The sequence below is a fragment of the Pseudomonas sp. HMSC066A08 genome (assembly GCF_001813025.1).
GTDB classification, from domain to species: Bacteria; Pseudomonadota; Gammaproteobacteria; order Pseudomonadales; family Pseudomonadaceae; genus Pseudomonas; species Pseudomonas aeruginosa.
Window position 1 is genome coordinate 718 of the sequence record NZ_KV811362.1, and the last position, 11,109, is coordinate 11,826.

Consider the following 11,109-nt stretch of genomic DNA (forward strand, 5'->3'; position numbering starts at 1 on the left):
ACGCGCTGGCGCGGCTGTGCCGGGCGCTGGATGCGGCGGACGGCGACGAAGCGGCCGCGCAGCTTGCCCTGCTGCGTCAGTTCGTCGAGCGTCGGCGCGAAGCGTTGGCCGATCTGGAGGTGCAGTTGGCCACCATGCCGACCGAGCCGGCACAGCACGCGGAGAGTCTGCCATGAACAACCCCGAGCGCTTGCCGTCCGAGACGCACAAACCGATCACCGGCTACCTGTGGGGCGGACTGGCTGTGCTGACTTGCCCCTGCCACCTGCCCATCCTCGCTGTCGTGCTGGCCGGCACAACCGCCGGTGCTTTCCTCGGCGAGCATTGGGTCATCGCGGCGCTCGGTTTGACCGGCCTGTTCCTTCTGTCCCTGTCGCGGGCGTTGCGGGCATTCAGGGAAAGAGAATGAGCGCTTTCCGGCCGGATGGATGGACGACGCCGGAACTGGCCCAAGCGGTCGAGCGCGGGCAGCTTGAACTGCACTACCAGCCCGTCGTCGATCTGCGCAGTGGTGGGATTGTCGGCGCGGAAGCCCTGTTGCGCTGGCGTCATCCGACGCTTGGACTATTGCCACCGGGCCAGTTCCTGCCCGTGGTCGAATCGTCCGGCCTGATGCCTGAAATCGGCGCTTGGGTGCTGGGCGAAGCCTGCCGCCAGATGCGTGACTGGCGAATGCTGGCATGGCGACCGTTCCGGCTGGCCGTCAATGTTTCGGCGAGCCAAGTGGGACCGGACTTCGACGGGTGGGTAAAGGGCGTGCTGGCTGATGCCGAGTTGCCCGCCGAGTATCTCGAAATCGAGCTGACCGAATCGGTCGCGTTTGGTGATCCGGCGATCTTCCCCGCCCTGGACGCCTTGCGGCAGATCGGTGTGCGCTTCGCCGCCGATGACTTCGGGACGGGGTATTCCTGTCTGCAACATCTGAAGTGCTGCCCAATCAGCACGCTCAAGATCGACCAATCGTTTGTCGCCGGGCTCGCCAACGACCGCCGCGACCAAACCATCGTGCACACCGTGATTCAGCTTGCGCACGGGCTGGGCATGGATGTGGTGGCTGAAGGCGTGGAAACATCGGCGAGTCTTGATCTATTGCGACAAGCGGACTGCGACACAGGACAAGGCTTCCTGTTCGCGAAGCCAATGCCGGCGGCGGCATTCGCCGTCTTCGTCAGTCAATGGAGGGGTGCCACCATGAATGCAAGTGACTCGACCACCACCAGTTGCTGCGTGTGCTGCAAGGAAATCCCGCTCGATGCCGCCTTCACCCCGGAAGGCGCGGAATACGTCGAGCACTTCTGCGGGTTGGAGTGTTATCAACGCTTCGAAGCGCGTGCCAAGACAGGGAACGAAACCGATGCCGATCCGAACGCCTGCGACTCGCTACCGTCAGATTGAGGCATACTCTAACTTGGCGTCAGACCATCCGGCGCTAAATCGTCAGAATAGAGTTGCCTTCCGAATTGATTGACATACGCCGTCAAGGGTCATAGATTTCTTCCTGACACATTTCCCTCAGGAGGATACCTTGCACGGTCAGCGCATCGGTTACGTCCGCGTCAGCAGCTTCGACCAGAACCCAGAACGGCAGCTCGAACAGATCCAGGTGGATAAAGTGTTCACCGACAAGGCGTCGGGCAAGGACACACGGCGGCCCGAACTGGAACGGCTGCTCGCCTTCGTGCGCGAAGGCGACACGGTCGTGGTGCACAGCATGGATCGTCTGGCGCGCAACCTCGACGACCTGCGCCGCCTGGTGCAGGGCCTCACCCAGCGCGGCGTACGCATCGAGTTCCTTAAGGAGCATTTGACCTTCACCGGCGAGGACTCGCCGATGGCGAACCTGATGCTGTCGGTAATGGGCGCGTTCGCCGAGTTCGAACGCGCCTTGATCCGCGAGCGGCAGCGCGAGGGCATCGCGCTCGCCAAGCAGCGCGGGGCCTACCGTGGCAGGAAGAAATCCCTGTCGTCTGAGCGTATTGCCGAACTGCGCCAACGTGTCGAGGCTGGCGAGCAAAAGACCAAGCTGGCTCGTGAATTCGGAATCAGTCGCGAAACCCTGTATCAATACTTGAGAACGGATCAGTAAATATGCCACGTCGTTCAATCCTGTCCGCCGCCGAGCGCGAAAGCCTGCTGGCGTTGCCGGACACCAAGGATGAGTTGATCCGTCACTACACGTTCAGCGAAACCGACCTCTCCATCATCCGGCAGCGGCGCGGCCCGGCCAACCGGCTGGGCTTCGCCGTGCAGCTCTGTTACCTGCGCTTTCCTGGTGTCATCCTGGGCGTCGATGAGCCGCCGTTTCCGCCCTTGTTGAAACTGGTCGCCGACCAGCTCAAGGTCAGCGTCGAAAGCTGGGACGAATACGGGCAGCGGGAGCAGACCCGGCGCGAGCACCTGGTCGAACTGCAAACGGTGTTCGGCTTCCAGCCCTTTACCATGGGCCACTACCGGCAGGCCGTCCAGTTGCTGACCGAGATGGCCTTGCAGACCGACAAGGGCATCGTGCTGGCCAGCACCTTGATCGAGCACCTGCGGCAGCAGTCGGTCATTCTGCCTGCCCTCAACGCCGTCGAGCGGGCGAGCGCCGAAGCAATCACCCGCGCCAACCGGCGCATCTACGATGCCTTGGCCGAACCGCTGTCGGACGCGCATCGCCGCCGCCTCGACGATCTGCTCAAGCGTCGGGACAACGGCAAAACGACCTGGCTGGCCTGGCTGCGCCAATCGCCCGTCAAACCGAATTCGCGGCACATGCTGGAACACATCGAACGCCTCAAAGCGTGGCAGGCGCTCGACCTGCCTTCTGGCATCGAGCGGTCGGTGCACCAGAACCGCCTGCTCAAGATCGCCCGTGAGGGTGGCCAGATGACGCCCGCCGACCTGGCCAAGTTCGAGGCGCAGCGACGCTATGCCACCCTGGTGGCGCTTGCCATCGAGGGCATGGCCACCGTCACCGACGGAATCATCGACCTGCACGACCGCATCCTGGGCAAGCTGTTCAACGCCGCCAAGAACAAGCATCAGCAGCAATTCCAGGCGTCCGGCAAGGCGATCAACGCCAAGGTGCGGCTGTTCGGCCGCATCGGCCAGGCGCTGATCGAGGCCAAGCAGGCGGGCCGCGATCCGTTCGCCGCCATCGAGGCCGTCATGTCCTGGGATGCCTTCGCCGAGAGCGTCACCGAAGCGCAGAAGCTTGCGCAGCCCGAGGACTTCGATTTCCTGCACCGCATCGGCGAAAGCTACGCCACGCTGCGCCGCTACGCGCCGGAATTCCTTGCCGTGCTCAAGCTGCGGGCCGCTCCCGCCGCGAAGGACGTGCTCGACGCCATCGAGGTGCTGCGCGGCATGAACAGCGACAACGCCCGCAAGGTGCCCGCCGACGCGCCGACCGAGTTCATCAAGCCGCGCTGGCAGAAGCTGGTCATGACCGACACCGGCATCGACCGGCGCTACTACGAACTGTGCGCGCTGTCGGAGATGAAGAACGCGTTGCGTTCCGGCGACATCTGGGTGCAGGGGTCGCGCCAGTTCAAGGACTTCGAGGACTACCTGGTGCCGCCCGCGAAATTCGCCAGCCTCAAGCAGGCCAGCGAATTGCCGCTGGCCGTGGCCACCGACTGCAACCGGTACCTGAACGACCGGCTGACGCTGCTGGAAACACAGCTTGCCACCGTCAACCGTATGGCGACGGCCAACGAGCTGCCGGACGCCATCATCACCGAGTCAGGCTTGAAGATCACGCCGCTCGACGCGGCGGTACCCGACACCGCACAAGCGCTGATCGACCAGACGGCAATGATCCTGCCGCACGTCAAGATCACCGAACTGCTGCTGGAGGTGGACGAATGGACGGGCTTCACTCGGCATTTCGCGCATCTGAAATCGGGCGACCCGGCCAAAGACAAGAACCTGTTGCTGACCACGATCCTCGCCGACGCGATCAACCTGGGCCTGACCAAGATGGCGGAGTCTTGCCCCGGCACGACCTACGCCAAGCTGGCTTGGCTGCAAGCCTGGCACATCCGCGACGAAACCTACGGGGCGGCGCTGGCCGATCTGGTCAACGCACAGTTCCGCCATCCCTTCGCCGAGCACTGGGGCGACGGCACCACCTCATCGTCGGACGGCCAGAACTTCCGCACCGGCAGCAAGGCCGAGAGCACCGGCCACATCAACCCGAAATACGGGAGCAGCCCAGGGCGGACGTTCTACACCCACATTTCTGACCAGTACGCGCCATTTCACACCAAGGTCGTGAACGTCGGCGTGCGCGATTCGACCTACGTGCTCGACGGCCTGCTGTACCACGAGTCCGACTTGCGGATCGAGGAGCATTACACCGACACGGCGGGCTTCACCGATCACGTCTTCGCCCTGATGCACCTCCTGGGCTTCCGCTTCGCGCCGCGCATCCGCGACCTGGGCGACACCAAGCTCTACATCCCGAAGGGCGACGCCGCCTATGACGCGCTGAAACCCATGATCGGCGGCACGCTCAACATCAAGCACGTCCGCGCCCATTGGGACGAAATCCTGCGGCTGGCCACCTCGATCAAGCAGGGCACGGTGACGGCCTCCCTGATGCTCCGAAAGCTCGGCAGCTACCCACGCCAGAACGGCCTGGCCGTGGCGCTCCGCGAGCTAGGCCGCATCGAGCGCACGCTGTTCATCCTGGACTGGCTGCAAAGCGTGGAACTGCGCCGCCGCGTGCATGCCGGCCTGAACAAGGGCGAGGCGCGCAATGCGCTGGCCAGGGCAGTGTTTTTCAACCGCCTGGGTGAAATCCGCGACCGCAGTTTCGAGCAGCAGCGCTACCGGGCTAGCGGCCTCAATCTGGTAACGGCTGCCGTCGTGTTGTGGAACACGGTCTATCTGGAACGGGCTGCGCACGCGCTGCGTGGCAACGGCCATGCCGTTGATGACGCGCTGTTGCAGTACCTGTCGCCGCTCGGTTGGGAGCACATCAACCTCACCGGCGATTACCTCTGGCGCAGCAGCGCCAAGATCGGCGCGGGCAAGTTCAGGCCGCTACGACCGCTGCAACCGGCTTAGCGTGCTTTATTTTCCGTTTTCTGAGGCGACCCCTAGTGGCCTCTCGGCAAAACCAGCCTGTCGTAGAGCTTGTCCATAACATCCCCCTGAACAATGCGTGCCATAGGTTTTGGGCATATGGGCCAATCATTGCTCCCAGCATTGTTGTCGTACTGGCCAGCCTCATTCTCTCACAGCCGGTCCAAACCAGTGCCCAGACGAGGATGCCAGGCTGCTAACGGCTAGCGGGGGCGCAATACCCAGACGTGCGAAACAAGTCTGACAGGGAGGGGAAGCCTCAAGTCACAGGGAGCAGCCTAGCTGCCGCTCTAGGACGGTCTTTATAGTCAATTATAGAGTGATTATAGAATCATTCATTCCGGCTGCCTGATTTGCCGCGACCGGTTCAACTGAAGGATCTTCTGAGGTTGTTAATCGACCTCATTCCTAAGCATCAGGGAACTGTTTGTTCCTACACCTGTAACCCACGTCGGCACCAACCATGTTTTCCTCGCCGTGTAGCAGCGATCGACCTGGGTGACACACGTCAGAATCGCCGCATCGCGATACCCATGTGGTTTTTTAAAATTGTGATATTAATCATATGGATAGAGGGGAAGTGAGTGAATTTTCCCCTTATCTCGGCATGACCCCTCTTTGAGCTTCCTCTCCCTGGCGATGTATGTGCACCTGACCCGCAGCGCGATGCTCGACATCCTGCCCCTGGAGCACGTCCGCCTGGCCCGCGCCAAGGGCCTGGGGGAGAGCCGCGTGCTGCTCGGCCACGTGCTGCGCAATGCCTTGGTGCCTGTGGTGACCTTCGCCGGCCTACAGCTCGGCCAACTGGCCAGCGGCGCCTTGCTGGTCGAGGTGGTCTACGCCTGGCCGGGTATCGGCCGGCTGCTCTACGACGCGCTGAGCCAGCGCGACTATGCCTTGTTGCTGGGGGTGTTCCTGGTGATTTCCTGCCTGGTGGTGGCTTTCAATTTCCTCACCGACCTGCTCTGTCGCCTGCTCGACCCGCGTATCGGCGTTGCCGGGGAGGCACGATGAGCGCGATGCATGCGTTCTCCCGCCCTGGCGCGCTGCTGGCTGGCGCCTTCCTGACCCTGCTCGGCGCGGCCGCGCTGCTGGCGCCATGGCTTTGCGCGGCCTCGCCCTGGGACATGCTGGCGCGCCCGCTGCTGCCGCCGTTCAGTGACGCCAGCCACTGGTTGGGCACCGACATGCTCGGTCGCGACGTGGCCACCGGACTGCTCTACGGCGCGCGTACCTCGCTGAGCGTGGGCCTGCTGGCGAGCCTGGCGACGTTGCTGCCGGCGCTGCTGGTCGGTGCTGTCGCCGGCTACTTCGGCGGCTGGATCGACGAACTGCTGATGCGTATCGCCGAGTGCTTCCAGATCATCCCGCAACTGGTGCTGGCGGTGGTCCTCGTAGCCCTGCTGGAGCCCTCGGTGGGCTCGGTGGTACTGGCCCTGGCCCTGGTGGCCTGGCCGCCGGTGGCGCGCCTGGTACGCAGCGAGGTCCTCAGCCTGCGCCAGCGCGAATTCGTCCAGGCGGCACTGGTGCTCGGCCAGTCGCCGGCGCGCATCGTGTTCGCGCAGATACTGCCCAATGCGCTGTCGCCGCTGCTGGTAAGCCTGACCTTCATCCTCGCCGCCGCCATCCTCACCGAGGCCGCGCTGGCCTTCCTCGGTCTCGGCGACCCGGAGGCGATGAGCTGGGGCTACATGATCAATGCCTCGCGCAACCTGCTACGCGATGCGCCATCGATGAGCCTGCTGCCCGGCGTGGCGATCCTGCTCACGGTGCTTTCCGTCCAGCGCGTCGGCGAGGCTCTGCGGCAAGCCCTGCAAGCGCCCGGCGAACAGGGAGGTCGGCGATGAGCGGCAGTCTGCTGGAAGTACGCGACCTGCGCATCGACCTGCCGGAGGGAGGCGACCGTCCCTGTGCGCTGAACGGGTTGTCGATCGAACTGGACGCCGGCGAAGTGCTTTGCGTGGTCGGTGAATCCGGCTCGGGCAAGTCGATGCTGGCCAACGCCATCCTGCGCCTGCTGCCGCAGCATCTGCGGCCGGTCGCCGGCAGCATCCGCTTTCGCGGCGAGGATCTGGCCGGGCGCAGCGAGGAAGGGATGCGCCAGTTGCGCGGCAGGGACATCGCCATGGTCTTCCAGGAGCCCATGAGCGCGCTCAATCCGCTGCTGTGCATCGGTCGGCAGATCGATGAAGGCCTGCGCGCCCATGGCGTCGCGCCAGCCTCCAGGAGGCGCGCGCGGGTGCTTGAGCTGCTCGGCTACGTCGGCCTGCCGGAGCCGGAAGTGCTGTACCACGCCTATCCGTTCCAGCTCTCCGGCGGTCAACGCCAGCGGGTAGTGATCGCCATCGCCCTGGCGCTGGAGCCGGCACTGCTGATCGCCGATGAACCTACGTCGGCGCTGGACGTCAGCACCCAGGCGCAGATTCTCGATCTGCTGCGACGAATCCGTCGCGAAAAAGGCATGGCGGTGCTGTTGATCACCCACGACTTCGCTGTGGTGGAGGCCATCGCCGACCGCGTATTGGTGATGGAGCAGGGGAGTGCGGTGGAGCAGGGCGGTCTGCGCCAAGTGCTGGACTACCCGCGCCACCCCTACACCCGGAGGTTGCTGGCGGCGCGCCAGCCGCGCCAGCGCAGCGCGCCCGGCTACGCTCGCGACACCGATCCGCTGCTTGAAGTGCGCGACCTGTACAAGCATTACGACAGCCGCCAGGGGCTCTGGCGGCGGCGCCGCGTCACCGCGCTGGCCGAGGCCGGCTTCAGCCTGCGCCCGGGCGAGTGCCTGGGCATCGTCGGCGAGTCCGGTTCGGGCAAGACCACTCTGGGGCGTGCCCTGGTGCGCCTGCTGCGGCCGGACAGCGGACAGATCCTGCTGAACGGCGCGGACCTCGCGCCACTGTCGCAACGTCGCTTGCGGCCGCTGCGCCAGCAGGTGCAGATGGTCTTCCAGGATCCTTTCGCCTCGCTCAATCCGCGCCAGCGCATTGGCCGCCAGATCATGGCCGGGCCGCTGGCCCACGGCGTCCCTCCCGCCGAGGCGGAGCGTCGGGCCCGCCAACTGCTGCTCCAGGTCGGCCTGCCGGAGGCGGCCTTCGAACGCTATCCGCGCGACTTTTCCGGCGGCCAGCGGCAGCGCATCGGCATCGCCCGGGCGCTGGCCGTGCAGCCCAGGGTGCTGGTGGCCGACGAGTGCGTCTCCGCACTGGACGCACTGGTCCAGCAACAGGTGCTGACGCTGCTGGAGGAACTCCAGCGCGAGCTGGGCCTGAGCCTGGTGTTCATCACCCACGACCTGCAGGTGGCGGCGCGCCTGTGTGATCGCATCGCGGTGATGCAGGGCGGACGTATCGTCGAACTGGGCGATGCGCGGCAAGTGTTGCATGCGCCGATCCACGACTACACCCGTCGGCTGCTGGCGGCGCGACCGCAGCCCAGGTCGGAGGCCCCCGCATGAGCGCAGCACGGCAAATGGCGCTAGGTGCGTTCCTGATGGCGACCGGGCATCACCTGGCCGGTTGGCGTCATCCCCACGCCCATGCTGGCGGCGGCCTCGATATCGAGCATTATCGGGCCCTGGCGCGCAGCGCCGAGCGCGGCTGTTTCGATGCGATCTTCCTTTCCGATACCCTGGCCATGCTCCCGGGACATCTCGACGCTCTCAGCCGAATGGCCCGCACCGAGCATTTCGAGCCCCTCACGCTGCTCGCATACCTGGCGGTCGCTACCTGCCGCATCGGGCTGGTGGCGACCGTCACCTCGTCCTATAACAACCCGGCTGACGTGGCGTCGACCTTCGCCAGCCTGGAAGCGCTCAGCGGCGGCCGCAGCGGCTGGAACCTGGTGACATCGAGCAACGCCCGGGAGGCCGGCAATTTCGGCCGCGAACGCCACTACGAGCACGCCTGCCGCTATCGCCTGGCCGAGGGTTTTCTCCAGCGGGTGCGCCTGGACTGGCGCCGACGCGGCGTCGCACCGGTGCAGGTATTGGCAGGCGCTTCAGAATCCGGCAAGCAGTTGGCGGCGCGCTACGCCGAACTGCTGTTCACCGCCCAGCCCGAGCGGGCAGGGGCGCAGGCGTTCTATCGCGACATCAAGTCCCGGCTCGCCCGGCTGGGTCGCGATCCCGCATCCCTGAAGATAATGCCCGGGGTACTGCCGATCCTCGGCGCCAGCCGTGCGCAGGCCGAGGAGCGCCGTGCGCAGTTGTGCGAACTCGTACAGCCGGCGGTCGGCCTGTCACTGCTCTCGGATGTGGCCGGCGGCTTCGATCTGTCGCCTTTCCCGCTGGACGGCCCGTTGCCGGATCTGCCTCCCACCGAGTCCGGCGTCAGTCGCCAGCATCTACTGCTGGACCTGGCACGGCGCGAGGGCCTGAGCATCCGCCAGCTGTACCAGCGGATCGCCGATGCTCGTGGCCACCGCGTGGTGAGCGGTACTGCGGTGGACATCGCCGACCAGTTGCAGGACTGGTTCGAGTCCGACGCGGCGGACGGTTTCAACATCATGCCGCCGCACCTGCCCGGCGGCCTCGACGATTTCGTCGACCAGGTGGTGCCGGAATTGCAGCGACGCGGCCTGTTCCGCCATCGTTACCAGGGCCGCACCCTGCGTGACCACCTGGGTCTGGCTCATTCGAAGGAGATCGCCCCATATGCCTGAACACTGGACTCGGACGCTACCCCGCGTACGCGGCGACAGTCTGGAAATCCGTCCCGGCCGGCGCATCAGCCTGGCCCACAGTCGTGGTCACAGCTATCCACGCACCGTGGTGTTCTTCGCCCATGGCGGCGGCGGCAACAAGGATCAATGGCGCGAGCAATGGCGCGCGCTGGAGGAGGAGGGGTACAGCCTGGTGGCCTGGGACCTGCTCGGCCACGGCGCCAGCGACAAGCCCCGGCGCGCGGCGGACTACGCCTGGGACGAACTGGTCGCCGACCAGGTGGAGGTGCTGCGTCGTTTCGCCGGCGAGCGCAACGTCCTGGCCGCGCATTCCTTCGGCACCGGCCTGAGCCTCAGCAGCCTACTGAGACTGCAGGCCGACGGCCAGGGTGCGCTGGTGGACGCCGCGTTGCTGCTTGGTACCCAGTTGCAGAGGCCATTGCCGCGTGGCGGGCTGCTGTCCTTGCCCAGTTGGCTGCTTGAGTGGTTTCGTCCAGTGCTCTCCAGAGGCTTCCGCCAGCGCGCCTGGCATACCGATGCCGATCCGGCGCTGATCGACTACGAGGAAGCGCTGACCCGAAACAATCGCCTGGACGTATTCAAGGCGCTGGTCGGCCAGGCGACCTGGCTGCCCGAGGACGAACTCGACCGCCTGCGCTTGCCGGTACGAATCCTCGCCGGCGACAGCGACGGCCTGACACCCGCAGAGCGCGGACGAGCACTACACGAACGGCTGGTCGATTCGCAATTCGAGGTGCTGGAGCGTTGCGGCCATCAATTAATGCTGGAGCGACCGGAGGTGGTGAACCGGCACCTGCGCGAATTGCTGGGCAGGATCTGAATTGGATTGAGGCGTTGCTGCCGCGACCGGGAACCGTGGCGCATCCCTGGCGAAGGATCGCGGAATGCAAGGAGACGAAATCCGGTAGAGAATTCGCAGAGATGCCGAGGTCGGGGCAGCCTGGAATACCTGTGGATTCGCATAATGTATATTATGTTAAATTATATGTGTCGTTTATCAAACCCTCGTGTCACTAGCCTCCGAAAACCAGACATTGCCTGAATTGACCATACACTCCTCGAATCAACCCGTTGCGCTCCATCCCTCCAGTACCTCCTCAGCTCCACCAGCCCCGCCATCCCTGATTGCCCGGTTTGAATGACCTGCCCCCAGTTTTCAAGGCATTCCAGCGGGGCCGCCGCCCCGGCTGAAGTCAGAGTGTAGTGGTCAACCCATCCCGGACATTGAATTGATGCGGCCTGATCCAGTTGTAGCGGTGCATCAGGTAATGACTGATGTCCCGCTGCGCCTCCAGGGCTGTCAGGTAGCCGGTCGCCGGAATCCACTCCGACTTCAGACTGCGGAACAGGCGCTCC

At 64.9% G+C, this 11,109-nt stretch carries 9 protein-coding genes and 2 pseudogenes; 10 read left to right on the forward strand and 1 reads right to left on the reverse strand.

Annotated elements, in window-relative coordinates:
* From HMPREF2886_RS28165 to HMPREF2886_RS28210, 10 genes and pseudogenes are all read left to right on the forward strand, one after another.
* Nucleotides 1-176: pseudogene (locus HMPREF2886_RS28165) on the forward strand (transcriptional regulator MerD); the annotation flags it as partial.
* Nucleotides 173-409: a broad-spectrum mercury transporter MerE gene (merE, locus tag HMPREF2886_RS28170; protein ID WP_003132004.1), complete on the forward strand. Its 237-nt coding sequence runs from the start codon at nucleotides 173-175 to the stop codon at nucleotides 407-409. The pseudogene HMPREF2886_RS28165 and the gene merE, both read left to right, overlap by 4 nt.
* Nucleotides 406-1,395 carry a DUF3330 domain-containing protein gene (locus HMPREF2886_RS28175; protein ID WP_003132006.1) on the forward strand — a complete coding sequence of 330 codons (990 nt, stop codon included), beginning with the start codon at nucleotides 406-408 and terminating at the stop codon, nucleotides 1,393-1,395. Before merE ends, HMPREF2886_RS28175 begins: the two co-directional genes overlap by 4 nt.
* 130 nt (nucleotides 1,396-1,525) lie before the next feature.
* On the forward strand, nucleotides 1,526-2,086 hold the full coding sequence (locus HMPREF2886_RS28180; RefSeq protein WP_003124096.1) for a recombinase family protein: 561 nt from the start codon (nucleotides 1,526-1,528) through the stop codon (nucleotides 2,084-2,086).
* A 2-nt stretch (nucleotides 2,087-2,088) separates the two neighbouring features.
* A complete protein-coding gene (locus tag HMPREF2886_RS28185; protein ID WP_070748792.1) occupies nucleotides 2,089-5,055 on the forward strand; it encodes a Tn3 family transposase in 2,967 nt (988 codons plus the stop codon).
* Nucleotides 5,056-5,691: 636 nt separating this feature from the next.
* Nucleotides 5,692-6,087 carry an ABC transporter permease gene (locus tag HMPREF2886_RS28190; RefSeq protein ID WP_256562602.1) on the forward strand — a complete coding sequence of 132 codons (396 nt, stop codon included), beginning with the start codon at nucleotides 5,692-5,694 and terminating at the stop codon, nucleotides 6,085-6,087.
* Entirely contained in the window at nucleotides 6,084-6,920 is an 837-nt protein-coding gene (locus HMPREF2886_RS28195; RefSeq protein WP_079385282.1) for an ABC transporter permease, read from the forward strand. Before HMPREF2886_RS28190 ends, HMPREF2886_RS28195 begins: the two co-directional genes overlap by 4 nt.
* Nucleotides 6,917-8,527, forward strand: coding sequence for an ABC transporter ATP-binding protein (locus HMPREF2886_RS28200; protein WP_033968296.1), 1,611 nt, complete (start codon nucleotides 6,917-6,919; stop codon nucleotides 8,525-8,527). Before HMPREF2886_RS28195 ends, HMPREF2886_RS28200 begins: the two co-directional genes overlap by 4 nt.
* Nucleotides 8,524-9,732, forward strand: a complete 1,209-nt coding sequence (locus HMPREF2886_RS28205; RefSeq protein WP_033977578.1) for an LLM class flavin-dependent oxidoreductase — start codon at nucleotides 8,524-8,526, stop codon at nucleotides 9,730-9,732. The genes HMPREF2886_RS28200 and HMPREF2886_RS28205 overlap by 4 nt, the downstream gene beginning before the upstream one ends.
* Nucleotides 9,725-10,573 (forward strand): alpha/beta fold hydrolase, encoded by an 849-nt coding sequence (locus HMPREF2886_RS28210; protein ID WP_070748794.1) that lies wholly within the window; start codon nucleotides 9,725-9,727, stop codon nucleotides 10,571-10,573. The genes HMPREF2886_RS28205 and HMPREF2886_RS28210 overlap by 8 nt, the downstream gene beginning before the upstream one ends.
* Nucleotides 10,574-10,946: 373 nt before the next feature.
* Here the strand turns inward: HMPREF2886_RS28210 and HMPREF2886_RS34450 are convergent.
* Nucleotides 10,947-11,109, reverse strand: a pseudogene (locus HMPREF2886_RS34450) (IS3 family transposase); the annotation flags it as partial.

Coding starts and splice junctions, on each gene's coding strand:
- HMPREF2886_RS28200 (WP_033968296.1), top strand. CDS start 6,917: ATGAGCGGCAGTCTGCTGGAAGTACGCGACCTGCGCATCGACCTGCCG.
- HMPREF2886_RS28210 (WP_070748794.1), top strand. CDS start 9,725: ATGCCTGAACACTGGACTCGGACGCTACCCCGCGTACGCGGCGACAGT.
- HMPREF2886_RS28205 (WP_033977578.1), top strand. CDS start 8,524: ATGAGCGCAGCACGGCAAATGGCGCTAGGTGCGTTCCTGATGGCGACC.
- HMPREF2886_RS28195 (WP_079385282.1), top strand. CDS start 6,084: ATGAGCGCGATGCATGCGTTCTCCCGCCCTGGCGCGCTGCTGGCTGGC.
- HMPREF2886_RS28185 (WP_070748792.1), top strand. CDS start 2,089: ATGCCACGTCGTTCAATCCTGTCCGCCGCCGAGCGCGAAAGCCTGCTG.
- HMPREF2886_RS28175 (WP_003132006.1), top strand. CDS start 406: ATGAGCGCTTTCCGGCCGGATGGATGGACGACGCCGGAACTGGCCCAA.
- merE (WP_003132004.1), top strand. CDS start 173: ATGAACAACCCCGAGCGCTTGCCGTCCGAGACGCACAAACCGATCACC.